Origin of the sequence: Natronobiforma cellulositropha (assembly GCF_025629245.1) — an archaeon.
Lineage (GTDB): Archaea > Halobacteriota > Halobacteria > Halobacteriales > Natrialbaceae > Natronobiforma > Natronobiforma cellulositropha.
This window is the reverse complement of record NZ_JANZXN010000027.1, coordinates 52568-69012: the sequence shown is the minus strand read 5'-3', so window position 1 is coordinate 69012 and position 16445 is coordinate 52568. Positions and strand designations below refer to the sequence as shown.

Here is a 16445-nt window from a genome sequence, read left to right as displayed (position 1 = left end):
CCGCCGCTGTCACGTGGTTCTCCGCTTAGCTAAAGACGGATACGGCGGCGACTTTCGGTGGAAAATTGCGCCGCTCGAGGCGCCACACTGGGGCGATCGCAACGAGAACCTCGAGGAATCGGGCGGTGGCAAGCTGATTAGCTAATCCCTGGACGACCGCAAGACAACACAATTCGACGCAGTATGGCGATTAACCAGAGCCGTACACTGTTACTACGGCCCAGAGTCGTTCGAGTATAGTGATCACGCAGCGCTCGTCACTGAGTCCAATATTTAATCGACATCGTGTATTATTAACGAGCCGAAACAACGGGCATACATGCGCATCAAGGAGTTCGATCAGAAGACCTCGTCTACGAGCGCCACATACGAGCATCGGCCCGTACGCGACGAGTTGCAGTTGGAATCGTGGCTCCACCAAAATGCTGACCTCCTTCTCGACGAGCAGCTCCTCATCATCGGCCGGCAATTCAGCGTCGAAACCGGCACGCCGGATTTGGTTGGGTTGGATAAGTACGGTAACGTCGTCGTCTTCGAATTGAAGGCTGGCAAGAGCGGATCGAACAGCGCCACCGAGAAGTCCATCCTCGGACAGCCGCAATCGTACTCGAGGGCGATTAGCTCACTCGAGTACGACGACCTCGACGACGCGTATCGAGAATACCGCCTCGAAGTAGAAGATGGAAAATGGGAGGGCATTCAGGTGCCACCTTCCGACGACTCTCTGAAGTCGATATTCGAGCGGTGGTTCGGCCGCTCGATACCGCTTGAGCAGTTCAACACGAACCAGCGAATGGTGATCGTTGCGGAACACATTACCCGGACCACCGAGCAGAACGTTCGTCATCTCGTTCAGGAAGGACTCCCGATGCAGTGCGTCGAGGTTCAACGAGTCGTTCACCCAGATGCTGACTCGAAAGCAGTGTTAGCTGCAGAGACGGTCGTCGATTACTCTCTCCAACGCGTGAAACCGGCACACGAGAGTACCGAAGAATTCGAGGCGCTGTTGGTTAACGTACGAGAGCGAATCCGAGCAGCGTTGAACGAGAAATCGATTCCGACCCCCTCGGATTACGTGACCAAAACACCTCGAAACTATCTCGATTTTACCGATAAGACTCTCATGGAGGACTTGAATATCGCTTACACGATCAAACCGTACGCTGACGGGTACGTGACGCTCTCCATCAACCTTAACCACTACGGTGACGAGGGAGAACAGGAAGACAAAGACCGAGTTCGATCCCTCATTCGGAACGACACGGAGATACTGAACGACGAAACGCTCAGTTTCGGTCCACAACCTTCGACCGTCGTTCAACGGCGACTTCCCCTTCGGACGGAAGCCGGAGATGTGACGACTGAATCAGTCTCGGAGATTGTAGATGGGTTCATCGGCCTCATAGAGCGTACGTACCCTGTCTTCGTGAACGCGTTGCAGGAGACCAGTCGAATCGAAAAGTAGTGCGATAGATATTCCTACTCCCGCGGGCAACGATTTACCATATGCTGGGCGACGGAAATCCGATCGGGAACGAGGCTGGTAACGGCTCGGTTGACCCGTCCCAGCCACTTCTCCTCCTCCTCCAGCAACTCGAGACCGTTACCTCGTCTTCGATCGACGACCCAGAGGCCCTCGTTGACAGTTTCGTACAGGACGTTCTCGAACTCCCACCCGAGGAGCGGTTCGAACAGGCGGTCGAAGTAGTCGAAGAACGTCTCGAAGCGGAGTTCGGAAGTGTCGACGTTTTCGAAGCGAAGTTTCCCCTCGCGCCAGCAATTGCGTTCGAGCTCTTCCAGCGATTTCTCGACGAATGGGGAACCGAAGTCGCAGAGAAGGCGCTGCAAGAGAACCGAAGAAACAAGAACGGACTTCTCGTTCTCCTCGCCACTGTAGATGTGTTACAGGAAGCTGCAGAAGTGCTCAAAGCGGCGAAAGAATCGGATGAAAGTGAGCAAGAGTTTCACCCAGAAACCCTGTCCGACCTCAGTGACCGAGACCTGTATCGGCTTGGTTCGGTCGTATTCTCCCTCTACGCTCGTATTTATCGAGAAGTCAAAGCCAACCAACGCGGAGAAACTCCGGATTTTGCTGCCCTCGCCACCGACATTCTCTACGGTGAGCGAACGATAGTGCGCGTTCTTGACCCTGAGTTCGAGTATCCCTCGATCGAGGCGATACGCGACCGGCAGAAGTTCCGCGGTGTACTCAATCGTGGTGCGCTCAAAGCCTACGACCAGCTGGATATTTCGATTGCCCGAGGTGCAGAATTGGCCGAACTGACTCAAAACGAGTTCGTCGAACTCCTCGAGAGCAGTGGAATGCGAGCGGAGTATGGCCCAGACTCCATCGAAGACTTCTACTCTGGCCCAGATCTGATGGATGAGTAAGGGACAGCTGGTACTGGACAACTCCGTCCTCTCAGCGTTCGCTTCAGGCGGGTGGTTCCACGACATCTCATTTTGGACGCCACGATACGCGTTGTACACAACCGAGCAGATCTGGTCGAACGAATTTAGTCCGCATCATTCGTTCTCGAAACCAGAGTGGCTTCGTGTAGAAGCAGTCGACACTTCCGAACTTGCTGCAAAGACGGTCGAATTAGGTGAGGCGGACTGGACGCTGATTCGTCTCGCTGAAACTCTCGATGATCCGGTTCTCGTTTCGAACGACAAGCGGTTGCTCAAGGAGACTGAACGGCGCGGAATCGAACGAATCTGGGGCTCAAAATTTGTAAAGCAGACCTTTGAGTCCTGTGGAATTGACAGGCAAGCGTACGATGACGGGCTTCCATCCTACGTACGCGATGTTCATCTCCCAGATTTTGTGACCGCCGAACTCCGATCAGCCGAGAAGAAGTGAATCCTGGTTCAGGCTATTTGTTTTCACGGTGGGCGTGAATCCGCCAACGCCTTCACAGTCTACGTGCGTTATCAATACAGATATTCACCTGTCGAATTCCAACTCGTCACCGAACTCCTTCTGGAACCCTTCCACGAGCCATCCGAAACCTGACCGAAAGAAGAACTCCGCGTCCGATTTCACTTCGAGAAGATGTTCCCGTCGCTTGTCGGAGTACTCCGTCGCCATCTCCTCGAGCTCCATTGCCAGTGCCTCGATCGTCTCCTCGTCCTCGAGCGAATCGTACGTTCTGAACACGTCCTCAACCCGCGTTTAGCGGAATTCCTGATGCGACTGTCCTCGTCCGTCATTGCCTCCAACGGGAAGCCTGCTCCGTTGTCGGTCTGCTCGCGAACGTCCTCGATGTCCGGAGCCAGCCAGCCCGTTCCTCTCCCTCTATGTCGAGATACGCGATGAGATGAGTTGTAAGACGCCCTCTGAGTTAACGTATTCACCAGTCCGCACCGTGTTTCACACCTAACACCAGCTACGTTCGCACCGGTTTCCGATCGGTACGTAGCGTCACCGACCGACGGTGTCCTCACCGACCGTAGTGTTCCACCAGCGACTCGAGCTGGGCTTTCGACAACGGTGAGACGTCTTCAGACGTGCCGTCGGCCGTGTAGAACAGCTTCGCCACGACCTCCCGGTCCGGATACACCTCGTGCAAGACGTGCCAGTAGACGCTGACCTGAGCGCGATACTCGTTCTCGGCGTGACGACCCAGATCCGTCTTGTAGTCGACGATCTCGACGGTCTCTTCGGTCACGTGAACCAGGTCGACGACACCGTGGATCGTCACCCGTTTCCCGTCGACGGAGAGCGGCAGGTACGCGTCTTCTTCGACCCGTCGCTCACCCTCGAGTGTGTCTACGAACGCTTTGACGTGCCGTTCGTCTGCGTCACGCGGGTCGACGTCCTCGCCCAGTGCGTAGCGCTCGGCGAAGGCGTGGACTCGCGAGCCGTAGTCGGGGCCGCGGCCCTCCTCGACCGCCTCGAAGACCTCGTCGTTCATCAGCGAGTGTGGTGAGTATCCCTCCGGTCCCGCCGGCTCCGGAATCGAGACGTCGAATCGCGTCTGGATGGTCTCGCTTCGGTCTGGCTGACTCACGTCGGGTTCGTACGCCGCCAGGTCGACCGGGAGTCCCTCGAGGAAGGTGTTCGGCTCCTCACCAGCGCTGAACACCAGGTGGTCCGCCGCCCGGGTCATCGCGACGTAGAGCAGGCGGCGCTCCTCGTCGTACGCCGTCGGGCGGCAATAGCTGAGGACGTCCCACCGCCAGTTGTCGTAGACGTGGGGCTGGCCGTGGGCCTCGCCGTAGAGCGTCCGCTGGCGGAGGCCGAACCGTTCGTCGTAGCGGAGTCGGCCGCTGCGTCGGCCCGTCGTCGGGAACGAGCCCGCGTTCATGTTCGCCAGAATAACGATCGGGTACTCGAGCCCCTTCGCCGCGTGGATCGTCTGCACCCGGACCGCGTTCGTTCCTCCTGCAGCGGACACCTCGTGGGTCGTCCCCGCTTCGATGCCGCGCTCGATGAACCGGATGAGGTCGCCGCGGGTCTTCGTCGTCGTGTCGTGGACCGACTGAATCGTCGTGCGGAGGACGTCGGCCGTCGGCCCGTCGCATCCGTAGCGGTGGCAGACCCGGTGGGCAACGGTGCTCACCGTCTCGAGTGCCTCGAGTTCATCGCGGAACGCGACCATCGCGGCGGGATACTCGCGGGCCGAGAGCACGTGTCTCATCTCCTCGAGCGTGTAGCCTGCGTGCTCGAGGACGGCTGCCCAGCCGCGGTCCTCGTCGGGGCCGCGCTCGAGGATCCGCAGCCACGCCAGCACGAGTTTGGCCGGGTCGGTTCGGAAGAGTTCGACGCCGCCCTCGTAGGCCATCGGGAACCCGTGTTTCTCACCGGCCGCCAGGAGTTCCCGGCCGAAGTCGCGCGTGCGCGTCAGGACGACGATGTCGCCGTACTCGGGTGGGCGGAGTGCTTCGCTGCCGTCACACTCACTCCCGCTGTCACCACCACCGGTCCCATCGGTTCGAACCGCGTACGCCTCGTTGCCGACGATCTCGTCGATCTTCGTCAGGATCGCCTCGTGTTCGTCGGCGTGGCGGATCGCCTCGATCTGTGAGTGAGTCAGGTCCGTCTCACTCGAGAGTGAGACGACCCGCTCGAGGACGGCGTCAGCGTCGACCGTCTCGTGTCTGCTCCCGGGGACGACCAGCGCGCGTTCGGCACAGTCGACGATGGCCTGTGTCGAGCGGTAGTTACGCTCGAGTTCGATCGCCTCGACCGTGTCGAACGACGCCTCGATCCGGGTGCGGTCGGCGTTGAGGTCGTCGACGAAGCGCGTGAGGTGCTCTCGGAACCGGGTGATGTTCTCGACGTCGGCGTACTGGAACGAGTAGATGCTCTGTTTCCAGTCGCCGACGACGCAGACGTTCTCGGTTCCGGCGAGCAAGAGCGCGAGTTTGAACTGGATCTCGCTCGTGTCCTGGAACTCGTCGATCATGACGTACTCGAACGACAGGCGTTCGCGCAGCGACTCGTTCTCACAGAGGTGGACGAACGCGAACAGCTGGAGGAACGAGAAGGTGAGGTAGTTGCGCGAGAGGGCGAACTCGAGGTACTCGATGTAGACGTCGTGGACGAACGCGAACAGGTCCTCGCGCTCTTCCTCGAAGACCAGCCGAGAAACGTCGTGTGGAACCGATTTCGAGCCCTGCTCGCCTCGAATCTCCGCTTTCGACGGTGCGTCGGGGAGGTAACAGCCGTTGCCGTACCGGTTGAGCCTCGAGCGGAGCACTGACTGTCTGCTGCCGTCGTTCTGTGGCCGGTTCACCGCCTCGAAGAGGGCGTCGAACGCTTCGGCGTCGCCGTAGAGCGCCGCCTCACAGTCGCGGTACCACCCGTCGACCGTCGGGAAGACACCCTTCGCGGCGAGGGTCTCGATCAGGCCGAGCACCTCCGTCGGGTCGGAGAGCGCCCGGAGGACGTCGTGGTGTTCGGGGTGGTCGTCCGTGAACCGACCGATGAACTCCCGGAAGGACTCGCGCTCGAGGGTCTCGTCCTCGAGTACCCGCGTCGAGCGGGTGATCGACTCCTCGAGTCCGAGGTGCGACGGCGCGTCGAAGCCGTGTTCGCGCAGTACGTCGTTACAGAGCGAGTGGAAGGTTCCGATCGGGGCGTCCTGGAACTCGCGGGCGCTGTACGCACTGTGTGCGGTGATGCGGTCGCGCATCTCCGTGGCGGCGTTTCGCGTGAACGTGAGCAGGAGGACGTCGTCGGGTTCGACGCCCGCTTGCTCGACGATCCTGGCGTACCGTCTGGTGATGGTGAACGTCTTCCCGGTTCCGGGACCAGCGTCGACGAGGTAACACCCGTCCGTCCGCTCGATCAGCTCACGCTGTCGCGGGTTCGGTCCCGTCATCGGTCTTCACCCCCCGTGGCTGGCGACACGTCTGTCTCGTCGACTGGCACCGCCCCGCTATCGGCCGTCGACGCCGCCCCATCCCTCCAGGCGTCTGCTCCCCCCTCGAGCAGGAGGTCCCGGTGGTCGACGTACCGGTAGTTCGGCTCGCCGCCGGGTCCGTCGATCGGAAACCGTTCCTCACCGCGGCGGTACGCGTTCACTTCGGCGAGCCGTTCCTCGACGAAGCGCTCGAACTCGTCGAGGTCGTCGGCGAAGTAGCTCTCGTTGCGGAGGGCCGCCAGGTAGCGACAGGCCTGGAGACAGCCCTTCTCGACGTACTTGTAGTCGCCAACGGCGTCGACCATCTGCTCGGTCAACGCGCGTCCGAACGGCGACTCCGCCAGCTCGGCTCCGTCACGCGTCTTCGGGATCGGCTGGGCCTCGAGGACGGCCAGAAACACCTCGTGGTCGACCGTCGAGAACGTCTTCGTACAGGCGTTCGCGGCGTCCTCACACAGTCCCTCGAAGACCGCTCGCGTCCGCACGTACTCGTCGTAGCGCACCGGCCGGTAGCCGACCGTCGTCAGACACGCCGTCAGGTCGAGGTCGCCAGCCACCACGTCGTCCAGACACTCGAGGAAGTGAAAGAACGTAAAGTGCAGTCGCTCGCCGGGGCGGAGGCTCCGGAAGTAGGTCAGATACAGCAACGCCTGGTAGTTCGGCGGGTCACCCGGCGGATCGAGCGCCGACCGCTTCATCACCGCCGAGGCGCGCGTTCTCGAACCCGACTTGAAGTCGAGCAGGTGTCTCGGCTCGAGGACGAGGTCGATCTTCCCCTTGAGCCCCAGTTCGTCGTCGTCGAACCACCGCTCGGTGAGCGGGGAGTCGATGGGCCGGTCGAAGTACGTCGCGAAGACATTCGTTCCCCAGCCGCTTTCGGGCGTGAGGAAGTCGAACGCCTCGTCGTCGGCGTCCGGCCGTCGGTCGGCGAGGAAGGCGACGATCGTGGTCAGCCCGGCCCGGTATCTCGTCCGTCGCGTCTCGAGGTCGACGTCCCGGTGGAACGGCCGGGTCTGCTCACACATCACGTCGACGACCTCGTCGAGGACGGCCGGATCTGGCTCGCCGTCGCCGTCCAGAACGACGTCGGGATGGGTGACGAACAGTTCCGCGAAGTCGTGAAAGAGGTTCCCCTCCGCGAAGTAGTGTCTGTCCGGCCCCGCGACGAGCCGCCCGAAGAGGTAGTCTCGCGGTGAGTTGACCAGGCTGTTGAGACTCGACTGGCTGATCGTCTCGACGGGGTCAGCTTCGACGTCGGCCGCCACCGGCTCCCGCTCGAAGCCACGGCCACCCGTCCGGACCGTCCGGCTGTGTTCGATCGCATCGCCGTCGCTGAACCGCTCGAGTGGCTCCTCGAGCAGCGCGTCGAAGTACAGCGTGGGTGAGACGGGCGAGCCACCTGCGACGTCGACGACGAGGTGGTGTTGCTCGACGCCGCTCTGGAGCAGCGACTGGAAGCGGTGGACGTTCCGCTCGAACTCCTCGTCCCGGTCGGCCCACGGCCGACGGGGTGCAGTGTGCGTCCAGCCCTCGTCGAGACCCAGACAGCAGACGACCGGCCGGTCGACGAAGCCGGTCGACGTTGCATCCGCGAGCAGGACGCCTTCGTTCTCCCGCTCGAGCGGGACGTCGTACGTCTGGAAGTAAAACTGCAGCCGGTCGGCGACCGACTCGGTAAGCGTCTCGTCGAGGACATCCAGCTCCTCGAGTTCCTCTCTGAGCCGCTCGAGGTCTCGTTCGATCCATCCCTCGTACGTCGCGAGCGCGTCGCCGACCGTCCCCTCCGGTGACGACGCACAGTACGCGAACACCCGCTCGAGACCGGGCTCGTCGACCTCGAACAGCCGCTTCTCGTCGTGCTCGACCTCGACCGCCGCGCCGACGTGGGTGAGCACCGAGCGAACGTCTCCCACACGAGTATCCGAGCCAGCGAAGGCCGCCCGTAAGAGTTCGAGAAAGCAGCGAACGTCCCGGTTGTCCGCGAATCCCGGCCCACCGTAGTACGGAATTCCGTCGGTCTCGAGCGCGGACTCGAGCAGCGTCGAGTACTCGCTCCCGTCTTCGAGCACGACAGCGACATCCGCTGCCGTCTCGGGAGTGATCGTCGAAACCAGCGCGTCGACGGCCGCCGCCGGTGACTCGAAGAGCCGAAACGGCGGCAGGTCGAACGGGTCGTCGCTGAAGCGCTCGACCTCGTCGTACGCCGACGGCAGAATCGACCGCTCGAGCGGCGTCAACTGCTGCGCTCCGACGACGGCGACCGACGGATACGCCTCGCTGTCGACCTCGTACTCGGTCAGTTTCCGCGAGGTCGTCTCGAGCGACTCGACGGTCTCGAGGACGCGTCGAATCGCTGGCGTATCGAACCCGTCGTACGAGCGGATGGCGTCGGCTGCTCCCTCGTACTCCCAGCACTGCAGGACGTCGCCGATCGCGGCCGCTGCTCGTTTCCAGTCGAGGTCTGTCTGGGAAATCACCTGGAGGAAGGCGAGTCGGTCTTCTGCCGTCTCTCGGCGACGGGCCGCGAGGCGTCGTGGCGTGATCGCGAACGGCCCGAAGTGGGGCCGCTCGAGGCGGCGATTCAGCGCACTGGCCAGCGCCGGGTCGGGGACGATGACGAGGTCGTACGGAGCGACCTCCTTGGAGAGCTGTTCGATGGGTTTCGCCCGCGAAATTGTCACACCGTATCATCATATTCGCCGTAGATAAACGTACCCGCTCGCGTGAACGGTCGGGGAGAGCGCTCTCGAGCTATCGTCAGTGTGCTACGGCTGGTTCCGTGGTGAGTCACCAGAACCGTGTACCTGCTGTCGGAGTTCGGCTTCGAAGAGGCTCGATTCGACAATGGTCCCGACTGGTACGCACCCAACGACCCACAGCGGCGGACCGGGAGTCCGCTCACACCACGACCGTGGGCCTTCGAGCGAGATTGGGTGATTCACAAACGGATCCGGTGCCCGTCTCTCGAGTCGGAAGCGTCGCCACCTAGCGCGGCTGAGACGGGAACACAGCAGTGCTCGATGAGTGTGGCGCGGCGTTTAACGCGGGTGTGAATGGGTCGGGGAACATTCGCCTCGACATCAACAACACAGAAAGTAACTCTGAGTCTTCTGGGCAGTTGTCCAAGGATAGGAGTACCGGCTGGTTCGCACAGCCCGAAATCTACCTTCATGACCCCTCTCGAGTATTCCAACCTCGGTCAGAGGTGGTAGACTGCAAACCGTAATATCCAGTCCACCGATAGGTGTGGTCCAACAGACAAGCTAAACGCTTCCACACATCCAGCAACAGGTTTCAATTGTTTGTTTTTCTCTCTTGATCCTCTCCACGCGTAGCGCTGTTACGAAGGCTACTCAGTGTACGCCCGTCAAAATCTGGGTGGCACCAGAATTTGTATCCGTTCAGTGCCCCGCTATAATCGCTGTCAAGTAACTCGCCAAGGAGTTCTCTCGTAAGGCCTGTAAACGAGTAGATTTCATCATTATAGTCCCATTTTACGTTATCACTTCGTCCCGTATTACCTGTCACGGTTGCCCGCCAAAATTCGTCGTCTTTGGACCATTCTCGATCCGTTTCGTCGGGTATCTGTTCTGAATGGAAATAGACCTTCTGCCCAGGTGTCAATACTCCTCGATCCAGAAGGACGTTTATCGCTGCTGGGCGGCGAGAGACTGCTTTCTGGGTTCCCTGCTTTTTACGCCGTTTGGTCATATACTCTTCAACTTCTGCCACCGGAATGATTTGTTCACTGTTGATGAGGATTTGGTTCTGATGTTCGTAGGCCTCAATTCTAGTGCAAGTGATATCCATTCCATATTCCTCAATCAACCACATCACTGGTGCAGTAACTTCAGTTCCAAAGCTTCCTGCAGCAAGTAGTATACGTGGTTTTTGATCGAGGTCAAAATCGGCCCAACCATCGGACGAGAGCGGGAGATCTTCACCAAGCGTCTCGCTGATGAAATCTGCGAACCGCTGACCGACATCTTCTGGTGTCAATGATTGCTCGCCCCGACCGTTCCAGAACTCACGATAATCTTTCTGAACATCCTCAGCAGTTAGTGTTGCACAGTAACTTGCATACTTGATTGCCTGTAGATCGGTTGTTCGGTCAGCGTGGTCACGTTTCAGCTCAATGACTACTAACCTTCCCTGACGATCAAGTCCAAGGATATCCAACCGGTCACGAGTCTCTTCGAAATTTGCGTACTCTGACGTGATGACAAGCAGACCTTCGCCCAAAATACGGGGTTCTTGAATGACCCATTCCTGGAGGTCTCGGCGCTCGAAAAAGCCTAGCTTTGAGAGCTTTTCCTTCTCGATACTTTTGAGCGTCCCTTCATCGCCGTCCACACTAAAGATCATAGATCCATGCTAAGGCAAGAGATCATATAATTTTTCCTTCTCGACATTTCTAGCTAACTTGAGACAAGAACTGGCCAAGGAACTCGAAAACTAGGAAGGAGTGGCCCGTCGACTCCGACATCTCGCTCTCGGGCTACGAGACCCACATCGAGGAGTACGCCGAGGCGAAGAAGAACAAGGGTCTCGAGTAGGACGGGCCCAACGACCTGTGGAACAGGGGCACGTCGAGGTGTGGAAGGACGAGTACCGAAAGCACGTCGAGACGGTCGTCGAGCCGACGTACGAACTCACCGCGCTCGAGCCCGACGAAGTCGAGCCCCTACTCGAGGATCTGACGGAGTCGATGTCGGCATCGACTCCCGTTCCAGCCTACATGCTCGGCGGGCGCCAGGGCGGTATCCTCTGGAGTCGTTTCAAGGAGCGATCACTCGAGGATCCCGAGGAGGCCGCCGCGGTGCTGTCGTATCTGTTCGACGACGAGGACCACGTCAATCTCCGCCTCGATCGGTTCGGGTCCTTCTACGGCGACCTGGACAGCGGCGGTGGCCAGCTCCTCAGTCTCGCGACGATTCTGCTCACATTCGTCTACCCGCGCGAGTACGTCCTCTACCGGTGGAGTCTCATGACCACGTTCTTCGGTGACTTCGCAGCGTACACCGTTCGGACCGGGTTCAACACCGACCAGTACTGGAAGCTCAACGTCGCGTGTAAGCGTCAGCTCCTCGCTGCACTCGACCGCCACCTCGAGGACGCGACGATGCTCGACATCCACACGGTCATGTACGTGTACGACAGGAAGTATGCCGACGAGTAGACGCAGAAGGTCTGGTTGATTCGTTCTCTTGCCCGTCTGCCCCCTAATGGCCAAAGCTAGTCGACGATAACGAGCGATATTACTCTGTCGACGTCGCTGGCGTGCTTACAGTAACCACCATGGCTGATCGACCGCCGACGAGCGTCCTCTTGCCGACGAGCTCCGATCGGTCGTAATTTGCAGCCCGCAGAATGCGCTCGTCGGCCACACGCTCCGTACGGAGCGTCGCGGGGCTCAACCCCACTCCGTTTTCAATGCCACCAAGAGTGACGTGTGATCTCTATTTTACCGGTCACTCACGCTCCAGCGTCAGTTGGATGAAGACGCTTTGTGGGGCGCTGGTTCCGCCCTTCCAGTGGCCCACCCCGCAGACACTTGCATATATTTGAGTGGTCCGAAGATATATTGATACTGACCGCCTAGAGCCAGGTATGACCGAGTTCGATCCGACCCCCACGTCCGACGAGACTCAGCGACGGTGGCAGACGGGAACGGACACGTTTGGTCGTGTCTACGACGTCATCCTCGGAGTTACGTCTCCGACGGCGTACGCCGAGATCGCGGAGCTTGCAGACTGCTCTCCAAACGCTGCGAAGAAGCATCTCGACCGCTTGACGGAGATGGGCATCGTCCGAGCCGAGAGAGACAGCCGCCCGGCAACGTACGAACGAAACGAGGGGTATCTCGAGTGGCAGGACGCCAGCCGAATCGCAACCGACCTCGCCGTCGAAGAGATCATCAACCGTGTGGAAGCGCTCGAATCGCAACGGACGGAATACGAAGCACAGTTCGGGACGACAGATCCGACGGCTGTCAACGTGTTCGACCACGGTGACCACGAAACGATCCACGAGCGGATGACCGCAGTCGGCGAGTGGCAGGGTGTGATTCGGGACATCCGTCTGTACGAACTTGCGCGCCAGCTCTCTCAGAACGACGGCCATCTGCTTCCGGCGTAAATGAGCCAGCCACCGGAGGATTCAGCACCTCACTCGACAGGCCCACCGGATCGACAGACGCTGCGCCTGCTGGAGCGACATCTCACGTCGGATTCACTCGTCGCGGAGACTGTGTTTGACCCAGATGCTTACGAACCCCGGCTGCTTCGTGTGCTGCTCGATGCTGGACAGTACCCGGATTCGGTGACAGCGGCCCGACTCGAGATCCGATGGTTCACGACTGGTGATTTCTCGGTCCACTACGTCGAAGAACATGATGGAGCGCACTGGGAGTGTCGCTGGGACCGACATCCGAACATGCACAATACCCGATTGCACTTCCACGAGCCACCATCTGCCACCGAAACCACTGACCTCGAGCTTCCGTCACTCCATCCACTCGACGTATACGCCACCGTCCTCACGGCGATCGAACAACGCATAGAGACGCTGTGGTCGTCACTGTAAGACGACGAGCGGTTCACGAGCACGTCCTCGAGTCGCAGCTCGAGGTGCAACCATCGAACTACCGGTCGCGCTGTCCGTCGACTGAGTCGCGTGCGAGGACCCACACTGCCAGGAACAGCAGCGCGAGCATCGAGATGGACATTCCCCCCATCCAGACCGTCGACGAGTCTGTGAGTGTCGTGAGGAGGACGTGCGCGAGCATCGTGCCGCCGAACAGAATCGCGACGAAGAGGAAGTTCTCCCTGGGCGAACTGTTCTCGAGCAGTTCCTCGAGCCTGACTTCGGTCGTCGGTCGGTCCTCGTAGACGAGGCGGTCGAACGCCTCCTGTGCGTCACTCACGGCGGTGGCGTCACGCAGTACGCTCGAGACACCTCGTTCGTAGGCCGTGCGAACGTCGGCTCCGCCGCGTTCTAGCTCGGTGTCGGCCGTCTCGATGAACGCTCGGAACGACTGGACCAGCGTGAGGTGGGTCTCGATGACCTGCTGGTGTGCGGCGTTCACCGCCGTGCGCCCCTCGAACACGTCACCACGGAGGTCGTGAGACTGCGCCTCGACGTCGTCGAGCGCGGCCTGCAACTCGGCTTTCAGGTGCTGGTACTCGGCACTCGGCTGGTCCCGGTTGAGTGCCCCGAGAAACTGCGGGAACGTATCGACCAGTTCGACTTTCGCGTCTTCGAGATCGTCGAGTCTCGAGAAGAGGTCCTCGTTGTTGTGAATGAGTGGATTCGAGGACCTGCGGGCCGACCCGGTCACGTAGTGGAAGGGAGGCTGGCCAGACTGGCCCGGCTGGCGTCGGTCCGTTCTCGGTGCGACGGCGTTCGTGTGGATCGCCGCGTGGCACTCGGCACACATGGTCGAGAGGTTCGTGAGCGCGTGTGACCCGCCGCTCGAGATCGGGACGATGTGGTGGGCGTGGAGCTCTGCACTACCGTACTGACCACCCCGGATGCCGCAGTTTCGACAGGTGTAGTCGTCCCGGTCGTAGACCTGTCTGCGTATCGTATCCCAGTTCGGCGGGTACCGTCCCATTGGCGTATCTCCCAGCGAACGCGTATAAAGGTAGACGAGGAAACGGTCATCGGAGAGACGGACTCCGGTACAGTCGCCGGAACCGTGGCCAGCAGCCAGGAACCCGAGAGTGGTGAACGAGGCTCGCCCCGAACTGGACGACGGGTTGTCCGGTGGCCGAGCCGTCGTCACTCGGTGACGGCAGTGTCACCGCTGGTATCGGCTGGCTCGCTCCCCCTCTCCCTCGGCGACCAGATCTGGGGCGGCTCAGTTCTCTTCGAACGGGGCGACATCAACGAGGCCGCGTTTCTCGACGAGCTTCGGCGGCCCGTCAGCGACGATGGACTCCTCATGGAGTACCTTCAGGTGAAGAACGTCGGCCGGACGCACATCGTTCCCATCGGAGGGTCCATCCACGAGGCGGTCGAACGCCCGGTCCGGTGGGCGCAAATTCTCCGGTGGCATTTTCCCGGGACCATCGCCGGGACGTGGCTCGTCTCGCTGCTCGTCCTTGCAGGGGCGATCCTGGCTCCGCTCCCCGCGGCGGTAGCCTTGACCGTGCTGCATCTCGCCGTCAACGAGGTTCTGGGCGTCCGCCGGTGGACGGCCATATTGGCGTATCCGGCGCTGTTCGTGTTCGTTCCTCTACTGTTGTATGCGCTCGCCCGTCGGACGTTCGTCTGGGGCGGCCGGCGCTACCGCTGGCGCGGGAAGTTCGACGTAGCGGTCGTCGAATAGCGTCCCCTGGGGAAAGTGAACGAGACTGATCGGGGATACTTGACCCACTCACGTCGAGGAAGCACATTCTTCGTTCGACAGCCTACGTGGTCGACGTTCCACCACTCGTTCTCCGGGGGGGACTACCCGATGTTGGCTACGATACTGGCAACCTGTGGATCTCAGCCCCACCGGATCAGGAAACTATTCCCCGAAGTAAGAACTATATCCTCTGTCCTGTAATTCCTGGTATGTCCGAGACAGATGCCGCCGATGGGCCACCCCCCTTCGAGGAGGCGTTCGCTAGCGACGACGTCGAACAACGAATTTACGGTACCATTCTGCAGACCCGCGAGCCGACGACGGCGAGCGCGATCGCCGACAGCGTCGACTGTGACCCCAAGACCGCCCGGAAGTACCTCGGCTGGTTCGACGATTTGGGGATCGTCACTCGACACGACGGCCATCCGACCACCTACGAACGGAATGACGCGTATTTTGAGTGGCGACGCATCAACCAGCTCGCAGCCGATCATCCCGTGGAGGACCTGCAGGATCGCGTTCGTGAGCTGACGACGCGCATCACCGAATACGTGGCGACGTACGACGCCGCGTCACCGGCCGCAGTCGACGCCGTCGCCGCTGGGGAGGGTAGCGACGAGCGGACCATCGACGACGTGTACAGCGACCTCGCCGACTGGGCGACCGCCCGCAAGGAGCGTGATCGCTACGAGCGCGCGCGCCAGCAACGCACGAGTGGCGAGCGCGAACAGGCGTCCGGGTAACCCGCTCGATGGTACCACCGACAGGCGATGGCGGGAGCCCTGCCCCCATCGATCGTCCAATCCTCGAGTTCATCCAGACGCGGCTCCAAGCGACGAGGCAGGTCTCCCGAGCGACCGTCACAGACGCCAGCGGCCATCTGGAACTCCACGTCGTCTTTGCCCCGTCGTACTACCCAGCAGCCGTCGACGAGGCGCAGTTGACGGTCCGTTGGTACACAAACGACGACTTCAGACTTCACTATCGAGAAAAGCACTCGGGCCACGCCTGGGAGTGCCGGTGGGACCGGCACCCGAATCCGCACAATACACGAGACCACTTTCATCTTCCACCCACTGCCCCGACGCCCGGCCAAGACGCATCGTGGCCAGACGACCATCGTGACGTCGTTGCGCTCGTCCTCGGCGAGATCGAAGACAGGATCACGGCCCTCTGGAGCGAGTAGGGGCTACGATCTCGCATCGAGGTGTTTATCGGCGTCCCCAGAACGCTTTGCGTTCTGGTGTGCGAACGAGACGCGAGCGTCTCGTTAACGTCAGAGGGGGTGCAGCGCGATAACGCGCGCGGCGTAACTCATAAATCCACCGGCTCGATGAACGGTCGTGTTTAGTTAAAGCTGAAGGATGAGGCGGTGTGATTTTCAGCAGACTTATACACGCGATGACGAGCAACCGATGCCACCCGATGGCACCGGTTCGATCGGTACGCGACGGTAGATGCATGCACCGTCTTCCCCCGGTCTCTGTGATTGATACATCTATTACCTAAATTTTGGATTTGGCTCACAGCGTACGTAACATTCGAGTGAATCCGTCGCGTTTTTCTCCTTGCCCCGAACGGGACGACGAGTTGTTCGGTGGTCGTGCCGTCGTCACCCGGTGACAGCGGTGTTACCGCTGGTATATTCGGTCCCGAATCCAAGTGAGGGGTGACGAGCCGACGACGGCCAGGAACGTATCCACGGCAACCGTCGTCACCTT

14 protein-coding genes and 1 pseudogene are annotated in these 16445 nt (G+C 60.6%); 10 read left to right on the top strand and 5 right to left on the bottom strand.

All coding sequences use genetic code 11. From position 1 onward, the window contains the following. Positions 1–319: 319 nt before the first annotated feature. From N0B15_RS12300 to N0B15_RS12290, 3 genes are read left to right on the top strand one after another with little or no spacing between them, the layout of a single operon-like run. A complete protein-coding gene (locus N0B15_RS12300; RefSeq protein WP_263020004.1) occupies positions 320–1465 on the top strand; it encodes a PDDEXK family nuclease in 1146 nt (381 codons plus the stop codon). A gap of 41 nt (positions 1466–1506) precedes the next feature. Next, positions 1507–2391, top strand: a complete 885-nt coding sequence (locus tag N0B15_RS12295; protein ID WP_263020003.1) for a hypothetical protein — start codon at positions 1507–1509, stop codon at positions 2389–2391. Beyond that, complete coding sequence (locus tag N0B15_RS12290; protein ID WP_263020002.1) at positions 2384–2863, top strand: hypothetical protein; 480 nt, start codon at positions 2384–2386, stop codon at positions 2861–2863. The genes N0B15_RS12295 and N0B15_RS12290 overlap by 8 nt, the downstream gene beginning before the upstream one ends. Positions 2864–2947: 84 nt before the next feature. On the opposite strand, the gene N0B15_RS12285 is transcribed toward N0B15_RS12290, so the two are convergent. The 3 genes from N0B15_RS12285 to N0B15_RS12275 all read right to left on the bottom strand — a co-directional run bounded on the left by N0B15_RS12285 (position 2948) and on the right by N0B15_RS12275 (position 9052). Beyond that, positions 2948–3160: a hypothetical protein gene (locus N0B15_RS12285; RefSeq protein ID WP_263020001.1), complete on the bottom strand. Its 213-nt coding sequence runs from the start codon at positions 3158–3160 to the stop codon at positions 2948–2950. Positions 3161–3443: 283 nt separating this feature from the next. Further along, complete coding sequence (locus tag N0B15_RS12280; protein ID WP_263020000.1) at positions 3444–6329, bottom strand: UvrD-helicase domain-containing protein; 2886 nt, start codon at positions 6327–6329, stop codon at positions 3444–3446. Beyond that, on the bottom strand, positions 6326–9052 hold the full coding sequence (locus tag N0B15_RS12275; protein ID WP_263019999.1) for a PD-(D/E)XK nuclease family protein: 2727 nt from the start codon (positions 9050–9052) through the stop codon (positions 6326–6328). Before N0B15_RS12275 ends, N0B15_RS12280 begins: the two co-directional genes overlap by 4 nt. Positions 9053–9384: 332 nt before the next feature. Here N0B15_RS12275 and N0B15_RS12265 point away from each other — a divergent pair. Continuing rightward, positions 9385–9597: pseudogene (locus N0B15_RS12265) on the top strand (RNA-guided endonuclease InsQ/TnpB family protein); the annotation flags it as partial. Between the two features lie 68 nt (positions 9598–9665). Here the strand turns inward: N0B15_RS12265 and N0B15_RS12260 are convergent. Then, positions 9666–10736: an endonuclease NucS domain-containing protein gene (locus tag N0B15_RS12260; RefSeq protein WP_263019998.1), complete on the bottom strand. Its 1071-nt coding sequence runs from the start codon at positions 10734–10736 to the stop codon at positions 9666–9668. A 208-nt stretch (positions 10737–10944) separates the two neighbouring features. Between N0B15_RS12260 and N0B15_RS12255 the strand changes: the two genes are divergently transcribed. The 3 genes from N0B15_RS12255 (at position 10945) to N0B15_RS18365 (ending at position 12956) form a co-directional block, all read left to right on the top strand. Next, a complete protein-coding gene (locus tag N0B15_RS12255; protein WP_263019997.1) occupies positions 10945–11550 on the top strand; it encodes a hypothetical protein in 606 nt (201 codons plus the stop codon). A 431-nt stretch (positions 11551–11981) separates the two neighbouring features. Then, positions 11982–12509, top strand: a complete 528-nt coding sequence (locus N0B15_RS12250) for a winged helix-turn-helix domain-containing protein (protein WP_263019996.1) — start codon at positions 11982–11984, stop codon at positions 12507–12509. Then, entirely contained in the window at positions 12510–12956 is a 447-nt protein-coding gene (locus tag N0B15_RS18365) for a toxin-antitoxin system TumE family protein (protein ID WP_425494237.1), read from the top strand. A 58-nt stretch (positions 12957–13014) separates the two neighbouring features. Here N0B15_RS18365 and N0B15_RS12245 read toward each other — a convergent pair whose 3' ends face one another. After that, positions 13015–13986, bottom strand: coding sequence for an HNH endonuclease (locus tag N0B15_RS12245; RefSeq protein ID WP_263019995.1), 972 nt, complete (start codon positions 13984–13986; stop codon positions 13015–13017). Positions 13987–14169: 183 nt separating this feature from the next. Here N0B15_RS12245 and N0B15_RS12240 point away from each other — a divergent pair, with 183 nt between their 5' ends. The 3 genes from N0B15_RS12240 (at position 14170) to N0B15_RS12230 (ending at position 15910) form a co-directional block, all read left to right on the top strand. Next, positions 14170–14703 (top strand): hypothetical protein, encoded by a 534-nt coding sequence (locus N0B15_RS12240; RefSeq protein WP_263019994.1) that lies wholly within the window; start codon positions 14170–14172, stop codon positions 14701–14703. A 230-nt stretch (positions 14704–14933) separates the two neighbouring features. Beyond that, the gene (locus tag N0B15_RS12235; RefSeq protein WP_263019993.1) at positions 14934–15467 is read left to right on the top strand and encodes a DUF7342 family protein; all 534 of its coding nucleotides are present in this window, start codon (positions 14934–14936) and stop codon (positions 15465–15467) included. Positions 15468–15475: 8 nt separating this feature from the next. Next, entirely contained in the window at positions 15476–15910 is a 435-nt protein-coding gene (locus tag N0B15_RS12230) for a toxin-antitoxin system TumE family protein (RefSeq protein ID WP_263019992.1), read from the top strand. Positions 15911–16445: the final 535 nt, after the last annotated feature.